Source organism: Litoreibacter janthinus, from assembly GCF_900111945.1.
GTDB lineage: Bacteria > Pseudomonadota > Alphaproteobacteria > Rhodobacterales > Rhodobacteraceae > Litoreibacter > Litoreibacter janthinus.
Map to the genome: position 1 here is coordinate 394,752 of NZ_FOYO01000001.1, position 19,349 is coordinate 414,100.

Here is a 19,349-nt window from a genome sequence, read left to right on the forward strand (position 1 = left end):
GACCTCACTTCACACGTTTGTTGTAGAGATTGTCGAGATAGACCGCGAGGACCAGCACGACGCCGACCACGATCCGCTGAATTGCGCTGTCAAACCCGATCAGGACCATTCCCGATTGTAGGCTTTGCATCACCAGCGCGCCCAGAATGGCACCGTATATTTTGCCGACGCCACCAGCCAGCGACGTGCCACCGATAACGGCAGCCGCGATCACGTATAGCTCGTCCAGCGTGCCCAATGCGTTGGTTGCCGAATTCAGGCGCGCCGACGCAATAACCGCCGCGATGCCGGTCAACATACCCATCAGCGAGAAAATCTTGAGGCGCATCCAACGGGTGTTAATTCCGGCAAGCTCAGCCGCTTCTGGGTTCCCACCAATGGCGAAAACATAGCGGCCAAATCGAGTACGAGTCATCAAAATGGTCATCGCGATCCCGACGGCCAGCAAGATCAGAACCGGATAGGCGAAGCCGTGGCTGATAAAGGCCCCCTCTAGGTCAATCCCGTTGGCCGCGCCATACTTGCGCACAATGCCTTTTGGCCAAGGGTATGCGTTGACCAAAAGAACAGATCCGATAATTGCCCCACAGCCTAGTACGGCCAGTAGCATCTCGGCCCACATGGGTCGCAAATGAAACTCGTGCTTGATGCGCGATTGACGTCCCGAATGCACCAGCCACAAGACACCGCAACACGCCAGGATTCCAACGATCCAGCTGCCTGTTGCCCCGACAGAGCCGTAGGGTCCACCGCCCAGCAGCGTAAAGGTCTCGTCTACCGGCGAGATGGTGCGGCCGTTGGCGGATAGAAACGCCATGCCGCGCCAAACCATCAACCCGCCCAAGGTGACGATGAATGACGGGATGTCGCGATAGGCGATCAGCCAGCCATGTAACGCGCCGATCAGCGCGCCAAGCAGCAATCCTGCGGCGACAGCGATGATCCAGATAGACCAATGCCCGAGGCCGAGGTACTGAGGCAAAATCTCGACCTGCAAAAGCCCCATGACCATGCCAATCACACCGATCATCGACCCGACGGACAAGTCAATGTTGCGGGTCACGATAACCAGCACCATCCCAGTCGCCATAATGCCAATCGACGAAGTTTGAACCGATAGGTTCCAAAGGTTGCGCGGGCTCAGAAAGGCGCCGCCACCGTTAAAAATTGCGCCGTAGATGTGGAAGCCGCCCCAGATCAAAGCCAAAGCCCCCAGCATCCCCAGCAAGCGCGTATCGATCTCGGTCGCGCGCAGGAAATGGGTAACTGGTCCTTGCCGCGTGGTAGCGGAAGTGGCCGCGTTGGCGGTGGAATCGGTGGTATCGGTCATGAGTGTGTCCAGCCCTACCAAGAGATATTTGGAGTATTCGATCCGGCCGTTGGACTAGGGTCCAAGCATAAACGCCAACGCTGCTTGCGCGGCTGTCGCGGTTCGGAAAATTGCGCCGGCATCAGCCAAGGTGGCGATGCCGGCACTGTTGTCGTTAGCTATTAGCAGCCAGAAACGCCTGCCATTGCACCTTCGCAAGCTTGCTCTTTCGAGATGTGCCCGCCATCGATTGCAACATTCAGGTTGTCTTTGGTCAAAGGTGTCGGGGACAGTAGGATCGCATTCATTTCAATCCCTTTCTCACCGCCCGAGAATTTCACGGCACCGTCGATCGAATCAAGCGATGCACCAGCAGCAAGCGCAGACGCGATTTCACCGGCAGCTTTGCCAAGATCGCGGCTGTCTTTCCAAACCGAAACGGTCTGAGTGCCACGGGCAACACGGTTGATTGCAGCCAGGTCACCGTCTTGGCCGCCAACTGGGATCACAAGACCCTGAGCAGACAATGCAGCGACAACGCCACCAGCCATGCCGTCGTTCTCGGACAGAACAGCGTCAACTTTGTTGTCGTTGGCTGTCAGAATTTGCTCCATGTTTTTCTGGGCATTTTCTGGCTTCCAACCATCAGAGAACGCTTCGCCAACGATTTTGATTTTACCAGCTTCAACGTCGCCACCGATGACTTCCATCATGCCCTGAAGCAGGAACATTGCGTTTGGATCGCCCGGATCGCCCTTGATGATAGCGTAGTTGCCGGTCGGCTGAACGGCTTTGACGGTTTCGGCAATGATGCGGCCAACGCCGATATTGTCGAAGGTCAGGTAGAATGTGCGCTCGTCTTCGATAAGGCGGTCATAGCCCACAACGGGGATGCCCTCGTTGTCAGCAGCCTCGATCGCAGGACCGATCGCATCTTTGTCCCAAGCGTTGATGATCAGTGCGTCGACACCCTGTGTGATCAGAGCTTCGATATCTGTCAGCTGCTTTGCGGAAGATGATTCGGCGTCTGCAGACACGTAGGTGTTTCCGGCGCCCTCGATAGCAGCAACCATCGCCGCTTCGTCAATTTTCCAGCGTTCCTCTTGGAAACTTGCCCAAGAAACCCCGATTTTCAGCCCCTCAGCGTATGCTGCCGAGCCGAAGCCAACTGCGAAAGCCGCAGCGGCGAAAAGTGCCTTTTTCATGTATTCCTCCCAGAATATTTGTCAGCTAGCGGGCCTCCTCAGCCCACAACCTTATTTTTCATCGCGTATTTATTTTTGGATGTCAAAATATAAATTGCCAAAAGTGAAAAACATGACAAATATCCAGCTCTGATATCAGAATGCCTGAGCATATCGAGACAAAACGGACTGCCAACCGCACCAGACCAAGACCGAAACTCGATATATATTTTAACCACTAAAAGAAAGTGGATGGTTTGACGATACGAGCAAAAACAGAGGAAATGGACGCTTCCCTTGGCTGCGGGCCGGTTCTCACTGGTATTGATCACCATCGCAAACCGCTCCGTCAACAGGTATTCGAGTTTGTTCGCGCCGCGGGTCAGGCCTCCCGCGTTGAAGTAGCCCGCGCGTTGGGCGTTAGTCCGGGTTCGATCACAGCGATTGCCGCTGAATTCATATCAGCGGGTTACTTACGCGAAGTTGAAGCGCCATTGCGCGAAGAAGCTGGCCGTGGCCGCCCGCCCGTCGCGTTGGAGGTTGTTTCCGAAGCACATCATGTCATCGGGATCAAGATCTCCGACGAACAGTACTCTGCGGCGGTTTCTGACTTTACCGGTCACGTCCTTGCAGATGCGACGCTTACCACCCGCACAAGTCGCAAGTCCGCCAATGAGATGCTGGACGAGCTGGCAGAGTTGCTAGACCTGCTGCTTTCTCAAACCCAACTGCGGATGCCCGACATTGCCGCCGTAGGCATAGGCCTTTCTGGGTTGATAGATCACCAGAACGATAAAGTCGTCTGGTCCCCCTTCCTTGATCAGGCCGGCATCCCGTTCAAATCCGAGTTTGAGAAGCGGTTCAAAGTGGTCGTGCATATCGACAACGATGCCAATGTGCTGACCTTGTCGGAGCTTTGGTTCGGTGCGGGGCGGAACAATTCCGATTTCGCAGTCGTCACTATCGAGCATGGTGTGGGTATGGGGCTCGTCCTCAACAGCCAGCTGTTTCGTGGCTCGCGCGGAATGGGGCTGGAACTCGGCCATACCAAGGTGCAGCTGGACGGAGCCTTGTGTCGCTGCGGTCAACGCGGATGTCTCGAAGCCTACCTCGCAGACTATGCCCTCGTTCGTGAGGCATCGACCGCATTGGGACAGGTGTCACACAATGCCCAAGACCCCCACGCCACACTTGAGACGCTTTACGAACAAGCCAAAGCTGGCAATTTGGCCGCCCAGGCCATCTTTCAAAGGGCCGGTCGTTTTATGGCCCTAGGCCTCGCCAATGTGATTCAGCTGTTCGACCCAGAACTGATCGTCCTATCCGGCGAGCGGATGCGGTACGAATACCTTTATGCCAGCGAAGTCATGGCGGAGATGAACAAGCTAACCCTCAAAGGCGAAGGCCCTACGCCAAGGGTGGAAATCCACGCTTGGGGCGATCTTGTCTGGGCGCGCGGTGCCATCGCTTTGGCGCTGTCTGCCGTCACCGATGAAACTTTCGGGGGGGTCGATCAGTGATCCTGCGTGCCCTGCTGCTTGTTTGCCTGACCTCACCCATCAACGCAGATCCAGTCTTTCGCGACCTTTCATCGAACTTGGAAGCACATGAATACACTGGTGAATGGGAGCACTATGTCGGCGGAGGATTGGCCGTCCTCGACTGCAACGGCGACGACCGCCCCGATCTGTTCGCTGCAGGCGGTGCGTCTCCGCCAGCCTTGTTTGTTAACAAAGGAAAGATGTCTTTTGACCGCGCAGAACTGCCTCTGCTCACCAGCACAATTGGGGCTTACCCACTCGACCTCGACGCGGATGGTTTGATGGATCTGTTTGTCCTGCGGGTTGGCCAAAACCAAATCCTCAAAGGGGATGGTAACTGCGGCTTCACAAAAGCGAACGACCTATTTGGCATTCCAGACGATGACAAATGGTCCACGGCGTTCACCGCTTGGTGGGAAGGCGAGGATCGCCCGGTCTTAGCCATCGGTAACTATGTCGATCGTACCAACCCTGAAGGCCCGTTCTTCGCATGTGATACCAACACAATTCTACGCCCCGATGCGGCAGGCTATGCCTCTACCGATCTCGTTCCCGGCTATTGTCCGCTATCGATGCTGGCGGCCCTTGATGCACGCGGACGGCGATCCCTGCGCTTGTCCAATGACCGACAGTACTATGTCCGCGGCGGATATGAGCAGCTCTGGGACACTGACGACCAACGGTTCCTGACCGAGGAGGACGGCTGGCGCAAGGTTTCCATCTGGGGCATGGGCATCGCGTCGCGCGATCTAAACGGCGACGGTCGGGACGAGGTGATGCTGACCTCCATGGGTGATCAGCTCCTACAGCTCGCCCAGCCTGACGGCAGCTACACCAACGCACCCTACGGGCTTGGCACAACCGCGCACATCCCTTTCGACGGGTCTGATGGCAGGCCCTCAACGGGCTGGCATGCCCAGTTCGGTGATGTCGACAATGACACGCGGCCAGACATCTTCATCTCTAAAGGCAACGTGGATCAGATGCCAAGCAATGCCATCCATGACCCCAACAACCTGCTGATCCAACAAGCAGACGGCCGTTTCGTGGAAATGGCGGGCATCGCTGGCATCGCGACAACAGAGCGTTCTCGTGGGGCGGCGTTGGTCGATCTCGATGCGGATGGGAGGCTTGATCTGGTTGTCGTGAACCGCCGCGCCCCGATGGAGCTCTACCGCAACGAAACCGAAAAAATGGGCCATTGGCTTGCGATCAAGCTGCAGCAAGGTTCCGGGAACCGCAACGCGATTGGCGCCATCGTAAACGTCTCTGTAAACGGACAATCACAAAGCCAACAAATGGTCATCGGCGGGGGGCACGCGGGTGGACAGGCGGTGCCGCTTCATTTCGGTCTAGGTGACGCGGTCGAGGCGTTGGTCAACATCACATGGCCCGACCAGACCGAAACCACTCTCACGGCCAAGGCGGATCAAACGCTCGTCATCAATCGCAATTGATCTGAGACACCCAACTTAAGGGTTCGGGACAGTCAGCCCGCTCGGCACTGACTTCGGCACGCCAAGCCTGCCAGTCAAAGCCTGCGGGTCTTCTAAAGTCTTCAGAAAAGCCGTAATCTGAGCAACCTGCGCACTGGTCAGAAAAACGGGCTCAACCTCAACAGCCGCAGCGATCGCCGCAACCTCAACCGGATCGTCCATCACACGCCAATCCACGGTGTCCATCTGGGGAAGAACTGCTTGCGACCGGTCGTATGATGACAAGGCCGCAACAGGGTCGGCATGTGCAACGACAAAATCAGCCAAATCCGAATATGCGCCGGCATGTCCCCAAGGGCCCGTGCGCGTGACGTTTCGCAGTGACGGCGTCCGGAAGGCATACAGGTCGTCAGGATTTCCGGTAACGCGGAACCGCCCTTCGTCGCGGGCATGAGTTTCAAACCGCGCCCCTTTGCCCGGCCCCAGCTGCGGCTGGCCCGTGGCGTGGAACCCAAAGTCAGACAACAGAGGGCCGGAATGGCAACTTGAGCAGCCCGCCGCCCCGTAGAAGAGATCGGCACCCGCCTGTGCATCTGCTTCAAACTGCGACCGGCCAGCGAGAACCGCATCGAACGGAGCGTCATCCGAGCGCCATTCGAACTCCATAAACATCGCAATGGCATTCGCGACATCCGTGAACTTAATGTCCGCTGGAGCATTGATCTGTGGATACACTTTGGCAAAAGCTGCGGCATATTCGGGAATGCTTGCAACGCGCTTTGCAATCAAACTCCAAGCGCCGTCGTCTTGAGTCAGACGGCCCAACCGGACGGCCTTAGCCACCTCATTTTCCGAGTAATGGCCACCCATTTCGTCAGCGCTGATCACGGGGAACATGGTCTGCGCGGCAACCAGCCCGGCGAAGCCAGCCAGCATCTCTTCGTCCAGCGGGGTGCGCAAACCGCCCACACGCTCTGGATCCGCCTCAACTCGCCCATCGTGGAACAGCGACACATACCCTTTGAACCCTAGGTTGAACAAAGGTTGCGCGTTTCGCGGCACACGTTGCTCCGGCATGTTCTTGGGGTCAACAACCCGCTTTGGCCCTAGGCCCATACCGCCGTCACCAAGTGACAAGGACAAGCCGTCGCCTGTTCCATGGGCGGGGTGATGGCAGGTTGCACAGGCGGTTTCGCGGTTTCCAGCAAGCAAGGGGTCATAGAAAAGTAGCTGGCCCAGCTTGGCCTCTTCTAAGGAAACGACTGAGAAGTCACTGTCGTCCAAGGGGCGCGGTAGGTGTTGCGCCGTCGCGGCTGTTCCACCAACACTGGCAACCAACGCTACGGATATCAGAACACTCAGCGGCACAAAATTCATCAAGGCGACCTCCCATTCAGCGCAACATATCACGCAGGAATTCGAAGGCGAGCGCCAACATCGACACCCTGATCACAGACGCATCAACGCCGAATGACAAGCGAATTTCACTGGCTCGCTTCTTTGGTGTCTGGGCATGATAATCAAGGCTCTATCGGAGTGATCATCTCAACTCCGGCATCAAAAAACTCAAACGCGTCTTCTATTATTTCGCAATATTTATTTTATCCTACTATGGGGTACGTTACGGAGATCAAGGTTTGCTTCGGTCAGATACAAATTGAAGCCCACGAGTAATTAGGAATGCGACTGGTTGTTTTTATCGGGCATCGCATCGGAGCTATTATTGAATGAATATCGAGTTTGAATCTCCCCCGACACTTCAAGAAATGACACTTTGCAAAGACGACTTTCTGGATTCAATCTCGGATGAGGGAACGGTCCTTGCGCTGATAGAAGCGTCGGTTGTGCCAGGTCTGTGCGAAACGATCGAAGCGGAGGGCCTGACTGCGCATTGCCTGTTCAAAGGGCAATTGGCTGAAGACCTTCGCGATGTCGCACCCTACTTGGTTCGGTTACCAAAAACCTCATCAATCCTGAGGCAAATGCTGAACGAGGACGATAAGCCGTGGGCTCTTTGGGATAAGCGGCCCGGAATTCTCATCCGCTCAGACATGGCGGGCTCTGACTTGGTCAAGCATTTGCGGCGCTTCCTACGCCTACATCATGGCGAGAAGCCTTTCTTCTTCCGCTTTTGGGAACAGGCCTCCGCCTTGGCATATTTCGATGCAATCGCATCAGATGCGCAAAAATGGCGGCGCTGGTTCTTTCCGTTCGGCGGCGGGGTGATTGATGAAATTCTGGTGCCAGACCTCCGGACGCGCAGCTTTCGAGTTTTCGAAGCCGGTCCGCTCTGGGAAGGATCTCGCGTGCCGCGCGGGCGCTTTTCGATCTCAGATGCCGAGATGCAGGCCTTACTGGGCGCAAAGTTTCAAGAAGACATGTGGAAAATGGAACGATTGCTCCGCAAGACGTTTCCGGATGCGACAGAAGACCTGGACAACGATACCTTGGAGAAGGCTTTAAAACGATCCGTGTCGCGCATGGCAAGCTTCGGGGTCCGCCAACGCGCGCATGTCTTTCGGGTGGCTGCTTGGGATCTTCATTCAGACGGACGGTTCGAAAACTCAGACCGTGACGGCCAGCTAAGGCAAATACTTGAAATGCCGATTGGCGAGGCAGACAAGATGCGCCGGCTTGCTGAACGGTTGGCAGAGCTGCCCTAAACGCCTTACACCGCCCGTCCGGGGATGTTGTCATACTCGGTGCGCACATGATTGTCGTCGGGACGGTGGCCTAGCCATTCGCTGCTGTAGTACGGGCCATCCTTCATCGAAACATGCCCATACTCGCGCAAGACTGAACGACGGCGGGTGCCGGACAATGCGCCAGCACGAATGTCACTCTCATAAGGGGCCAACCCTGCCGGAATCTGGTATTCGACGCCACTGAACATTCCAAGCATTGCGCCATCCAGATGCATCGCCGCCGCGTCATACATCATGTGGAGCGCCACACGTGACAGGCCAAGTTTAACCCATGGGCGATAAAGGGCGCGTTGCTCATCGTAGGCATAGCGCGTCACCTGTCGTGAAACACCGCGCGCTGACACGATGAAGGAATATGGGGTGACTGGCGTCATATCTCGCACAATCCCGCCAGTCGGCTCACTGGCATTCAGCCATCCCTCATTCACGAAGACCAGTTCGTCGGCAGCATTGACGCCGCTGGCCAGATCGGCACTTCGTGTAGCGGCTTGTGCGGCCTCTGCCTGCGCGCGGGTGTCGAATGTCCGCCGGTTGGTCCGCCCCAATGGCGCGGTGTCCCCCGAACCTGAATACCCGCCACCGACATCCGAGTGCGCACCGGGACACCCCAACGTATCGCCGCCGCCAGACGGGTTATTGCGGTTCAATCGGAAATTGTTGCGGTACTCGTCTTTTGCCGTGAGGTGGAAAATCTGCCCTGTCACCTGCGCAGTTTTCACGTGGACATTGACGTTGCCGTTATCGTCATCATCAGCGTCGCCAATAGCAGCAACAGTATCAAAAACGCCAACAAAGCGGATTTCGACTTCTAAACCCTCAGGCAGGTTTTCTGTGAAGTCCCCCGGCCCCCAAGGGTCATAACGGATTGTCCGCGCTCGAATACAGTTAACAAAATACCGTGCGGCGGCAGCACCTCGGCTGAACCCGAACACGTCCAAGACGACTTTGCCGATAACCAATGGCCCACCAAGAGCCCTGATTTGGCGCAGGACTTGGCGGAACCCGAGTAGAACGCGCGCCTCCACCCCGCTTTGTGTGCCCATACCGAAGACAGTGCCTTGTGTGTCGTCCTCTTCGCCCCGCGTCGTGCCGGGGCCATCAACGTAAATGCTGCGAAAGGCCCGACCAACGCCGCCACATGCGTTCGCTTCGTTATAATAGGGCCCGTCTTTGTACATCGTATAGAGCAAGGCAGGGTTCGACTGCGCTGCCTTATAGCTGTCATCCTCGCGCGCGCGCGACAGCACGTTGTATCGGTTATTGCCGGTTCCGTCGAAAAATACGCCGATCTCAAGAGTCACATCAGGGCAGGTTTGAGCAATGTTCCCTGTCTCGCCCTCTAAGTCTGCGGAAGCGGCCGTTGCCTCCGCGTCGACATCTGTCAAATTTACCATTTACTCAATCCTAGGGCGTGGGGCATTCGGGGTTGGTTACAGGACCACGGGGCGCACTCATAATCGTTTTCAATCCGGTATGTGCTTCGGTCTCCAGGCGCCATGCTTTGTCATCTTCGGGCACGCGTGCGCCACATGAGCGGGCAATATCTTTCATGTCGCTTTTCTGTGTCCCTGCAAGATCCGAGCCAATCAAAAGCAGGCCATTTGGCCCCATAATAACCGTGAGGGAATACGCCCCCAAATCAATATTCACCTCATCAACCGGAACGTCGACAGAGGCCTCCCAAGCGCGGTCCGTCGTCAACTCGACCCACCGTGCCGAGACTTGCCAGACCCCGTCAGCGCCGCGATCTACGGGCGCATCGCCAGAGGAGACTCCGGCAAAGCGTGGCGGGCCTTCATCTGCGATCCCGCCAGGAATGAAGGGTGGCGTCGGCGCCAAGGGCTTCTCAATCGAAAAGTGGGTCACCATAACAGGCGTTGTTTTGTAGGCCGAAAAGCTCAACGCCAGCGCGTCGGACCCTTGAGAGGTCTTGCATCCGGCCAACGTCGCGGCGGCGAACAGCACAGCAAGGAGGGTGCGGCGCATCACAAGCGCTCCTCCCGAATGGCTGCAACAGGCCCACCCTTCGGCCAGGGTTGCCCCACGCGACGCAACTCGGAAGGCTGGCGCGACCAGTCCACAAGGGTGATATTGATGTTGGTATAAACGGCTTCAAGCCAATCGGCCGCTTCGGCCACCACGTAGTGCTCAACCGGCGTCCCTGCGAGGGACGGGGGAACCGGTGTCGTGCCGTAGATCGCACCAAATGGCAAAGGCCTGAACCTGGCTTGCAAGCGCTCGAACACAGGGGCGCCCGCCGGATCAAACGACTCTATCCCAGTAGCTGGGAATGTCAGTAGATCTTGCGCAATTTGCGCATCCCCGGTGGGTGGTGTGGGGTCCAGAATGTAAGGCATATCCAAGGTCGCCAGCCCGGGCGCCAAGAAGCCAAACCCGTGACGGCCGGACCAAAACACGACCTCGCCCAGCGCGCCATAAGCAATAGCATAGGTGTCGCCCGCCAAATCCGGATCACCTTCAAAAATGTAGCTGGTCAGGGAGGCAAACATGTCAGGAACAATCAGTTGCATCCGGCCGCCAGCAATCGAGCACAAGCCCGAATTGCGCCACACATCCAAAAGCGCGTCAGGCAATATGTTTGCGTACCGCGCAATTGTGACAGCATCGACCGGAATTTCGGCATTGGAGTCCGTCAAGGCGCCTATCCTTAGATAATAAAAATCACATAAATCAATCTTCAGAAAGCGTAGAATAAGCGGGTGGTGCGAGGCAACTCAAAAACACGGAAAATCTAAATGAGGGCAGCACTTATAGGTGCAATATACCGGGCTGCTAAGGTCAGGTGTTCCAAGAGGAACTGGTGCCGCTGAAGGGACTCGAACCCCCGACCCCATCATTACGAATGACGTGCTCTACCATCTGAGCTACAGCGGCTTCGGCGCGGGCAATAGCACCCTGTGCGCCATGGGGGAAGGACTAATTTACCTTCGCCCCGCCTTCTTCTGTGGATGCCTCATCACTGAGTTCCACCACGATCACTTCGTGGTCCGGAACGATCTCGGCCTCTTCGGCTTCTGTTGCGTCCGGCTTCACTTCTAGCGCACCAACGATCAGCGGCAGCATAGCCGTGCCTGCTGGCATCGAGACCGACGTTTCCGGCGCATCCGTCCAGCTCAACGTATCGAGGCTTCCGCAATTGGCGCAGGTCGGCGACCATGCCGGATGCACCGTATGGCAGCTCTCACACACCCATTGCGGGCCACGCGGCGCGGACAATGCCCGCGTCAGCCAGCCGCGAACAACAGCATCATCGGACCCCTCGCCGCGCTCGATAGCGGCCATGATGGTCAACACGCGTGCCGTCGGCATTGTATCCGGCAAATTGCCAATAGCGCGGCGTGCCTCTGGGAAATGCTCTGCCGCAATGTTCAACTCAGCCAGTAGCATCTTGGTTTCGGCATGGTCTGGCATTGCACGGGTCAGCACACTGAAGCGCTTAATCCGGGCTTGCGGGGTTTCGTTCGGCTCGATCTCCGCAAACGCAGCAGCAAGGTCCGGATGCGGCTGTGCCGCCCATGCCTTCTTGAGCACACGGGCCGCGTATTTGGGTTTGCCTTGTTCGATATATCCATGCGCGGCAAGCACCGCGGCGGGGATCAGGTCGGGGGAAAGGCGGTTCGCTTCAATCGCGGTTTCCCGCGCCTCGATGCTGGACCCTTCAGCCATAACCTCTTTCGCCTCGGACAGCGCCAGAACGGCATCTCGGCGGCGGTGTACGTCGCGCGGCAGGTTTCCATGCTTCAGCTTCGCGTTCAGCGTCTTGCGCGCACCCGCCCAGTCTTCGGTCTCGGCTTGCAGCTTCAGCAGAACGTCCTGCGTTTCTACGTGCTTTGGCTTCAGCGCAAACGCCTTCTCCGCCAGCTTCAGCGCGGTGTCGGTGTCCCCTTCAGCCAGCTTTTGCTTCATGATGCCACGCACACCGACGAACCGCGTGCGTTCGTCCGTCAGAAGGCGTTTGTAAACCTCTTGCGCCTTTTTGGTATCGCCCGCTGTCTCGGCCGCTTGAGCTGCCAGAAGGTTCGTCAGCTCAGGGCGGGCAAGATACTTTTCTGCCTTCGCAGCCTTGGCCATCGCAGTGCGCCCCTCGCCGGACGCCAGCGCCATCAACCCGTCTGCAAGCGCTTCAAAGCCCTTGCGTTCGCGATTGCGGGTAAAATAGCGGCTGATCGCAGTCTCGTCGCCATTGAGAAAATGGAACGTCGCCGACAGAAGTCCTAGCAACTTGAGCGTCACCCAGAACGCTGCCAGCAAGACCACCAAACCCAGAATTGTCATAAGCGGGCTTAGTGTGAACTCGGTGTTGGCCACTGATACGCGCACCCCGCCGCTGGTTTCCAGCAACATGCCCAGACCCATAGTAACCGCGACGATGACGACCAAAAACGCCAGAATTTTTACAAGAGACCAAAGCATATGAGTATCCTAATTCGCGTTCAGCGCGTCTGAGAGGCTGTCGAAGGCGGCAAGTGCATCGCGACGAGTCTCAGCAGCACTGGCCCAGTCTTGAAGCTCTGCCTTCCCTAGGTCGGGCAGTCCGTCAATAAGTGTCAAAGCGGCGTCAATATCGCCTGCTTTGGCCGCAGCTTCCGCGCGCGACAACACTGCGTCCGGGTCATCCCCGTCCCGCGGCGTCAAAGAGCGGGCGCCAAGCTGATCCTTCAAAAAGAACGTCAGCCTGTCCGTGGCGCTGTCACCTGCTGTTGCCTTAAGCGAGGCTGACAAAGCCGCGCGCGCACCATCGGAGAACTGTGCCTCAAGGGCCGCTGCGGTCGGCACGCCGCTATCTGCGTTCGCAGCCAAAACCTCAGGGACATCAGTCGCTGCAGCGATCTCTGGCACAACAGGGCTGTAAGGTGCGCCGGTCGTCAGGGCCGTGCGCAACGCGTTTAAAGCCCCGCGCGCTTTCGCTCTGGCTTCCGCTTGAGCTGCACTTTCCTGTTGGGCCTGAGCATTTGCAATCTGGTCCTGGGTCAGGAGCCTCATTTTCTCTAGGCTTGCCTCCAGCGTTTCCATCTCGGCACGTTGCGCTTCTAGCTTGGCCTGCACATCAGCCGGCAGCGGTTGCACACTCTGAGTGGTTGGCAATTCGTCAATCCGTGCCGCAAGTGCCGCGCGGGCTTCTGCGTCACCGGCTTGCGCTGCATCCAACGCAGCTTGCATCGAGGCGATCGTTTTGGACTGTTCGGCAATCAAGCTCTCAAAGTCATTGCCCCCGCCAAAGACAGGCCATTCAGCCGCTTTGAAATAAATCGCGCCGCCGAACCCGATCAGTGCCGCCAAGGCACCCCCCAGAAGCGGCGCAAAGAACCCGCCGCGCTTTTCAACCACGGTCACCGGCGCATTCACCGTTTCAACTTGAGGTTCAGGCGACTTTTCAGCTTCCGGCTCTGGCGCCTCGGCATCCTCTTCAGGCGCTTCAACGTCATCGTCAGAAATTGCGTCAGCAGCCTCGTCAACAAGCTCGGCATCTTCGGGTATTTCTGAAGAAGAATCTGGCACTTCGCCGTCGCCCAAGGCCACGCCCTCGGCTTTGGTATCGACCATGGCAGCGTCCAGTTCGTCAAATTCGGCACCCTGCACCACGCCAGAAATCGCGCCGGCCTTCGACACATCTGATTTTTCAGGAGTCGCATCAGTCTTAGACGGAGTGTTTTTCTTACGGGCCAAGGCGCGTATTCCTTTTCGCTTCAATCGCGCGTGGCGACTCTATGTTTGATCGCCACACCCGACCTTAAACCAACAGTTTGGCCGCGCTCAAGCAGAAGACCTAGCCCCGAACGGCTTCGATAGCGAGCTTCATCGACGCCGCGTCCGGCGCATCAGCTATGCAGGCGACCGGCATACCGCTGTCAGTACAAGCCTGTGCGACCGCTTCACTCATAGCAACCAAAACCAACTGGGCCTGTTCTGCCCCAGTCAACTGTTTCGCAAACAAGGTGGCACTTCGCGGGGAAAAGAGTGGCAAGATCACCTTATCTTTTGCACTCAAAAGCTTACGGGCCTCAGGCGTTAGCGCCATCACCCGCTGTTCATAGACCACAAGCGGCACTGCCCTAACCCCAAGCTCCCCCGCAACATGACGCCCGCGCGCATGGACAAGGGCAGCGCCCGGTGCCCGCTTCGCCAGAAGTGCCGTCAGATCCGCGATATCGCCTTCAGCGCTTTCAGCGTCGAACCCAGCCTCTTTTGCGGCCTGCGCTGTTCTGTCGCCCACGCAATAGGCAGTCCCGCGCCAGCTTTGGCAGCGAATGAACCCCTCCACACCGTTCTGAGAGGTGAACGCAACCGCATCAGGCGGTGCGGTCAGAGGCGCAGTCTCGATCCACACAGTTTCCATCAGCGGCGAGATCACCACTGGCGCACGAAGCTCGGCCGCAAACCGCTCTGACGCAGCGAGCGGGCGGGTCAGGAGCACGGTGGATGGGATTGTCTGAGCCATGGCAAAGGTGTTACCCGTTGCCAAAGCCCCGCACAACAGGCCGAACCCTTGGCGCAAACCCTCACCATTCTAGGCATCGAAAGCAGCTGCGATGACACCGCAGCCGCCGTGGTGCGCCATACAGACGGCAATCCGCCAGAAATCCTGTCGAACGAAGTCTTTGGCCAGACCGAACTGCACGCCGACTTTGGCGGCGTCGTCCCCGAAATTGCGGCGCGCGCCCACGCTGAAAAGCTTGATGTTATGGTCGAAGCCGCACTTGAAGGCGCTGGCCTAGCGCTCGCCGATCTGGATGCCATCGCGGTGACTGCCGGTCCCGGCCTTATTGGCGGCGTTATGTCCGGCGTGATGTGCGCCAAGGGGTTGGCGGCAGGGTCCGGCAAGCCACTGGTGGGGGTCAATCACCTCGCAGGTCACGCCCTGACACCGCGCCTGACCGATCAGTTGGAATTCCCCTATCTGATGCTGCTTGTCTCGGGCGGCCATTGCCAATTCTTGATTGCGCACTCGGCCACCAAATTCCAACGCCTCGGCGGCACCATCGACGATGCCCCCGGCGAGGCATTCGACAAGGTCGCCAAGCTCATCGGCCTGCCGCAACCCGGCGGGCCATCTATCGAGCGGGCCGCCAAGTCAGGCGACCCCAAATCCCACAAACTCCCACGCCCTCTTCTGGACCGCGAAGGCTGCGATATGTCCTTCTCCGGCCTCAAAACAGCAGCCCTGCGCGCCCGCGATGCGCTGATCTCGGAACAAGGCGGGCTGCACCCGCAGGACCAAGCCGACCTGTCCGCCAGCTTCCAAGCCGCCGTCACCGATGTCCTGACCGAGAAAACACGTCGCGCCTTAGCGCAATACCTCACGTTAGAGCCGAATATGCCCGCTATCGCAGTTGCAGGTGGTGTCGCCGCAAACCAAGCGATCCGCGCCAGCCTGTCAAAGCTCGCGGAAAGCCTCGGCGTTGTGTTCACAGCCCCGCCATTGACGCTATGCACCGACAACGCCGCGATGATCGCTTGGGCAGGGATGGAACGGTTTCGCCTTGGCCTGATCGACGATCTCACCCTCACTGCGCGGCCCCGTTGGCCGCTTGATTCCGCCGCCCCTGCGATGCTTGGGTCCGGCAAGAAAGGAGCCAAAGCATGAGCAAGATCACAGTGGCCGGCGCAGGCGCCTTCGGTTCCGCGTTGGCAATTGCTTTGGACATGGCTGGTCGCGATGTCACCCTTGTAGGCCGCGCGGTAGAGGATTTTCGGATCAGCCGCGACAATCCCCGCCTCAAAGGTGTGCCGATCCCCGAAAGCATCACGCTATCGACCGATCTGAATGTCACCGCCGACGACCTGCTGCTGCTTGCCGTGCCGATGCAGGCCATGTCCGGTTATCTGGAGCAATGGCAGCCCAAGCCGCGTGCCGCCATTGCTTGTTCGAAGGGTGTGGATCTTGCCACGGGGCGCGGCCCCACTGCGATTATCGATGACTTGCTCGATGCGCCGTCCGCGATCCTGACCGGCCCAAGTTTTGCGGCTGATATCGCGCGTGGACTGCCAACCGCGTTGGTCATAGCCACGCAGAACGACATTGGGGCGGAGCTTCAGGAAACCCTCTCGACAGACACGCTGCGCCTCTATCTTTCCGATGACCCCATCGGCGCTGAACTCGGCGGTGCCCTTAAGAACGTCATCGCAATCGCGTGCGGTATTTGCATGGGCGCGGGCCTCGGCGAAAGCGCGCGCGCAGCCTTGATGACCCGTGGTATGGCCGAGATGCTGCGCATGGCTGTCGCGATGGGGGCCAAGCCGGAAACGCTTGCAGGCCTTGCAGGTTTCGGCGATCTGGCGCTCACCTGCACCTCAGAACAATCTCGTAATTTCGCCTTTGGTCTTTCGCTTGGTGGCAAAGGCCCAGCACCCACCGCCACCACAGAAGGTCGCCACACCGCACGCGCAATCGTAAAGCTGGCTGACGCACAAGGCGTGGATATGCCCATCGCCAAAATGGTCGCCGGGGTGGTAGAAGAGAAACTAACACTGGAACAGGCGCTATCTTTGCTTCTGTCCCGACCGCTGACAAAGGAATGGCCTTATGCTTATCGCCCTGATCTGCACCGATAAACCCGATCACCTTGACACCCGCAAAGCGAACCGCGACGCGCATGTCGCGTATCTTAAGGCGTCCGAATGCGTGAAGCAGGCAGGTCCATTTCTGGATTCCGGCGGGGATATGTATGGCTCTCTGATCGTGCTAGATCTCCCTGATATGGACGCAGCCCACGCATGGGCTGCTGCTGACCCATATGCGCAAGCTGGCCTGTTCTCCGAGGTGCGGTTGGAGCAGTGGAACAAGGTCATCGGCTGATGCGCTACTGGCTGTTCAAATCCGAGCCGTCCGTCTGGTCATGGGATGATCAGGTCGCCAAAGGCGACGCGGGCGAGGAATGGGACGGCGTGCGTAACTACCAAGCCCGCAACTTCATGCGGGATATGGCAGTGGGCGACCGCGGCTTTTTCTACCATTCGCAGAAGGAAAAGGCCGTTGTCGGCATCGTCGAAATTTGTGCCGAGGCCCATCCCGACAGCACCACTGATGATGACCGCTGGGACTGCGTTGACATCAAAGCCATAAAGCCGTTGTCCAAGCCGGTTACTTTGGACCAGATCAAAGGCGATGGACGGCTTGATGACATGGCACTCGTCAAGCAATCGCGCTTGTCGGTACAACCGGTGACAAAGGAAGAATGGCAAATCGTGTGTGATCTGGGCGGTCTCTAAGCTCAGCCCCCCATTTAGCCCTTCACCAACAGAATAACTGGGTGAATTCCAGCTGCGCTGCTATCGTGTGAACTCATTGATTGAAAGGGAACGTCCCATGGGGTTTTTAGCAGTCATTCTTGCGGCTTTCGCCGGATTTGCATTTGGCGCGGTCTGGTACATGACGCTGGCCAAACCTTGGATGGAAGCCGCGGGCATCAAGACCGGCCCTGATGGAAAGCCCGAGAACGACTCCATGACCCCCTACATTATGGCCGCGGTCGCGATGCTCCTTGTCGCTGGCATGATGCGTCATGTCTTCGCGGCATCTGGCATAGTTGCGCCATTGTCGGGGTTGGTCACAGGGCTTGGCATCGGGCTGTTCTTCATCTCGCCCTGGATCATGATCAATAATGGATACGGCGGGCGCCCATTCAAATTGACACTCATTGATGGCGGTTATGCCACCTTCGGCTGTGCAGTGATGGGCTTGGTCTTGGGCCTGTTCTAAGGCCCGCTTGCGTCAAAAATGAAAAGAGGGCTCCGACCCCCCGGAACCCTCTTCTACCCCACGTGCTTGGTTACTCGCACCACGTGACTATGAAACTGGTTCCGGCCTTACTGGCCCGATGACCAATTGCTAGTCCTCTTGCCCACGCAATGCAAACAAACTAACTGCGCAATTCGACACCGATTTCTGTCAAATTTTCCAGATACATAGACCTAGAAAGAAAGACGCCCGCGCGGCAAGCGGCGGGCGTTCAAAACTCTCGATAGTCCGGCAGGGTTTAGCCGTAAACGGACTCTTTGCCGAAATGCTTGGTCAGCATGTAGTAAACCACAGCGCGGTATTTGTTACGCTCGGATTTGCCATAGGTTTCGATCACCGAGTTGATAGCTTCCATCAGCTGCGGGCTGTCGGACAGGCCCAGCTTCTTGATCAGGAAGTTGTTTTTGACAGTTTCCAGCTCAGCAGCTTGGCTACCAGCAACAGTAGAAGCGTCTGCGTTGTAGATCGCAGGGCCACAGCCAATCGTGACCTTGGTCAGAAGGTCCATATCAGGCGTCATGCCACATTTGTTTTTCAGATCGTCCGCATAGACAGCGATCAGCTCGTCACGTTTTCCCATTGAAATATCTCCCACCAATGTTCGGGCGCACGCGGCCCTGTTTCGGACCTTGGAAAGGTCTTGCAGCGGACAATAGGGTCTAAATCAGCCAATCCAAAGGAAAAAAACTGTGACTTTTCCCCGCAAGCGACAACAAGCTCAACGGCAGGTGCCCCAGCCCTTGTTCTGCAAATGAAAATGGTCCGCATGAAGTGCATTATACTCCGGCCCCAGCACAGTCGAGAACCACTGACAGCCGGTATCCCGCAAGCTGCGCAGGAAGCCTTGATGCGCCTCTGTACCGTCCCAATGCTCCAAAAGCTCGATCCGCGTGCCGTCATCCAAGACAACCCCGCCAATGTCGATGGAGGCCGCCGTCGCATGAGTGCTCATCCGGCTGGAAGAGCCGCGCACGGGACGGCAGTTATAGCTGCCGATATGTCGAAGCTCTTTGACGCCCTGACCCAGAAACTCCTTCGCAGCAGGTTGGACACCGTGCTGTTCCCACATGGCGAGCCGGAGCGCGGTTTCGCAAGCCGTTTCCACCGCGCGCAGCCTGGACGCCCCAACTCCAGACAGGTCCACACGATTGGGAATACCGCAGCGGGTTCCCGCCTCGAGTGGTGGCATAGCCTCGAACCGCCCTGCCTGCTCCAGCACCTGAAGGCACATTGCGTCATCAGCGAGCACACGTCGCAACTTGAAATGGGTAACGGGCGTGACAGGATCAGACACCACTAATTCGCGCCACGGATTCCACTCTCGCGGCACGGGGCTACGTGGATCAGTAAACGCCCAGTAAACGCCAAACGCCACCGCGGCAAAAACCGCGATGGCGCCTATAATGCTCAGCAG

19 protein-coding genes and 1 tRNA gene are annotated in these 19,349 nt (G+C 57.8%); 8 read left to right on the forward strand and 12 right to left on the reverse strand.

The genetic code is table 11. From position 1 onward, the window contains the following. Window positions 1-4: 4 nt before the first annotated feature. Both BM352_RS02020 and BM352_RS02025 read right to left on the reverse strand, forming a co-directional pair. Window positions 5-1,330: a sugar ABC transporter permease gene (locus tag BM352_RS02020; protein ID WP_090211854.1), complete on the reverse strand. Its 1,326-nt coding sequence runs from the start codon at window positions 1,328-1,330 to the stop codon at window positions 5-7. Window positions 1,331-1,491: 161 nt separating this feature from the next. After that, window positions 1,492-2,514 (reverse strand): substrate-binding domain-containing protein, encoded by a 1,023-nt coding sequence (locus tag BM352_RS02025; protein ID WP_090211856.1) that lies wholly within the window; start codon window positions 2,512-2,514, stop codon window positions 1,492-1,494. Window positions 2,515-2,777: 263 nt separating this feature from the next. Between BM352_RS02025 and BM352_RS02030 the strand changes: the two genes are divergently transcribed. Then, complete coding sequence (locus BM352_RS02030; protein WP_090211859.1) at window positions 2,778-4,013, forward strand: ROK family transcriptional regulator; 1,236 nt, start codon at window positions 2,778-2,780, stop codon at window positions 4,011-4,013. After that, window positions 4,013-5,491, forward strand: a complete 1,479-nt coding sequence (locus BM352_RS02035) for a CRTAC1 family protein (RefSeq protein ID WP_090219769.1) — start codon at window positions 4,013-4,015, stop codon at window positions 5,489-5,491. Before BM352_RS02030 ends, BM352_RS02035 begins: the two co-directional genes overlap by 1 nt. A 15-nt stretch (window positions 5,492-5,506) precedes the next feature. Here the strand turns inward: BM352_RS02035 and BM352_RS02040 are convergent, their stop codons facing one another. Then, window positions 5,507-6,847 (reverse strand): cytochrome-c peroxidase, encoded by a 1,341-nt coding sequence (locus BM352_RS02040; protein WP_090211862.1) that lies wholly within the window; start codon window positions 6,845-6,847, stop codon window positions 5,507-5,509. Window positions 6,848-7,236: 389 nt separating this feature from the next. Here BM352_RS02040 and BM352_RS02045 point away from each other — a divergent pair, with 389 nt between their 5' ends. Then, on the forward strand, window positions 7,237-8,133 hold the full coding sequence (locus tag BM352_RS02045) for a DUF4123 domain-containing protein (protein WP_175500603.1): 897 nt from the start codon (window positions 7,237-7,239) through the stop codon (window positions 8,131-8,133). 5 nt (window positions 8,134-8,138) lie between these two features. On the opposite strand, the gene BM352_RS02050 is transcribed toward BM352_RS02045, so the two are convergent. From BM352_RS02050 to BM352_RS02080, 7 genes are all read right to left on the reverse strand, one after another. Next, window positions 8,139-9,569, reverse strand: coding sequence for a phospholipase effector Tle1 domain-containing protein (locus BM352_RS02050; RefSeq protein ID WP_090211866.1), 1,431 nt, complete (start codon window positions 9,567-9,569; stop codon window positions 8,139-8,141). A 10-nt stretch (window positions 9,570-9,579) separates the two neighbouring features. Further along, window positions 9,580-10,161 (reverse strand): hypothetical protein, encoded by a 582-nt coding sequence (locus tag BM352_RS02055; RefSeq protein ID WP_090211869.1) that lies wholly within the window; start codon window positions 10,159-10,161, stop codon window positions 9,580-9,582. Further along, window positions 10,161-10,832, reverse strand: a complete 672-nt coding sequence (locus BM352_RS02060; protein WP_175500604.1) for a GAD-like domain-containing protein — start codon at window positions 10,830-10,832, stop codon at window positions 10,161-10,163. The genes BM352_RS02055 and BM352_RS02060 overlap by 1 nt, the downstream gene beginning before the upstream one ends. A 162-nt stretch (window positions 10,833-10,994) precedes the next feature. Then, a tRNA-Thr gene (locus BM352_RS02065) sits at window positions 10,995-11,070 on the reverse strand. A gap of 42 nt (window positions 11,071-11,112) precedes the next feature. Next, window positions 11,113-12,609 (reverse strand): heme biosynthesis protein HemY, encoded by a 1,497-nt coding sequence (locus BM352_RS02070; protein WP_090211874.1) that lies wholly within the window; start codon window positions 12,607-12,609, stop codon window positions 11,113-11,115. A gap of 9 nt (window positions 12,610-12,618) precedes the next feature. After that, window positions 12,619-13,863, reverse strand: coding sequence for a COG4223 family protein (locus BM352_RS02075; RefSeq protein ID WP_090211877.1), 1,245 nt, complete (start codon window positions 13,861-13,863; stop codon window positions 12,619-12,621). Between the two features lie 100 nt (window positions 13,864-13,963). Further along, window positions 13,964-14,635, reverse strand: a complete 672-nt coding sequence (locus BM352_RS02080; RefSeq protein ID WP_139229777.1) for a uroporphyrinogen-III synthase — start codon at window positions 14,633-14,635, stop codon at window positions 13,964-13,966. A 48-nt stretch (window positions 14,636-14,683) separates the two neighbouring features. Between BM352_RS02080 and tsaD the strand changes: the two genes are divergently transcribed. The 5 genes from tsaD to BM352_RS02105 all read left to right on the forward strand — a co-directional run bounded on the left by tsaD (window position 14,684) and on the right by BM352_RS02105 (window position 17,896). Then, the gene (gene tsaD / locus BM352_RS02085) at window positions 14,684-15,781 is read left to right on the forward strand and encodes a tRNA (adenosine(37)-N6)-threonylcarbamoyltransferase complex transferase subunit TsaD (RefSeq protein ID WP_090211882.1); all 1,098 of its coding nucleotides are present in this window, start codon (window positions 14,684-14,686) and stop codon (window positions 15,779-15,781) included. After that, the gene (locus BM352_RS02090) at window positions 15,778-16,749 is read left to right on the forward strand and encodes an NAD(P)H-dependent glycerol-3-phosphate dehydrogenase (RefSeq protein ID WP_090211884.1); all 972 of its coding nucleotides are present in this window, start codon (window positions 15,778-15,780) and stop codon (window positions 16,747-16,749) included. Before tsaD ends, BM352_RS02090 begins: the two co-directional genes overlap by 4 nt. Further along, complete coding sequence (locus BM352_RS02095; protein ID WP_090211889.1) at window positions 16,721-16,993, forward strand: YciI family protein; 273 nt, start codon at window positions 16,721-16,723, stop codon at window positions 16,991-16,993. Before BM352_RS02090 ends, BM352_RS02095 begins: the two co-directional genes overlap by 29 nt. Continuing rightward, window positions 16,993-17,406: an EVE domain-containing protein gene (locus BM352_RS02100; protein WP_090211892.1), complete on the forward strand. Its 414-nt coding sequence runs from the start codon at window positions 16,993-16,995 to the stop codon at window positions 17,404-17,406. Before BM352_RS02095 ends, BM352_RS02100 begins: the two co-directional genes overlap by 1 nt. Before the next feature lie 97 nt (window positions 17,407-17,503). Beyond that, window positions 17,504-17,896, forward strand: a complete 393-nt coding sequence (locus BM352_RS02105; RefSeq protein WP_090211895.1) for a DUF1761 domain-containing protein — start codon at window positions 17,504-17,506, stop codon at window positions 17,894-17,896. Window positions 17,897-18,173: 277 nt separating this feature from the next. On the opposite strand, the gene BM352_RS02110 is transcribed toward BM352_RS02105, so the two are convergent. Further along, window positions 18,174-18,515 carry a DUF2853 family protein gene (locus tag BM352_RS02110; RefSeq protein WP_090211898.1) on the reverse strand — a complete coding sequence of 114 codons (342 nt, stop codon included), beginning with the start codon at window positions 18,513-18,515 and terminating at the stop codon, window positions 18,174-18,176. Between the two features lie 138 nt (window positions 18,516-18,653). Next, window positions 18,654-19,310: an extensin-like domain-containing protein gene (locus BM352_RS02115; protein ID WP_139229778.1), complete on the reverse strand. Its 657-nt coding sequence runs from the start codon at window positions 19,308-19,310 to the stop codon at window positions 18,654-18,656. Window positions 19,311-19,349: the final 39 nt, after the last annotated feature.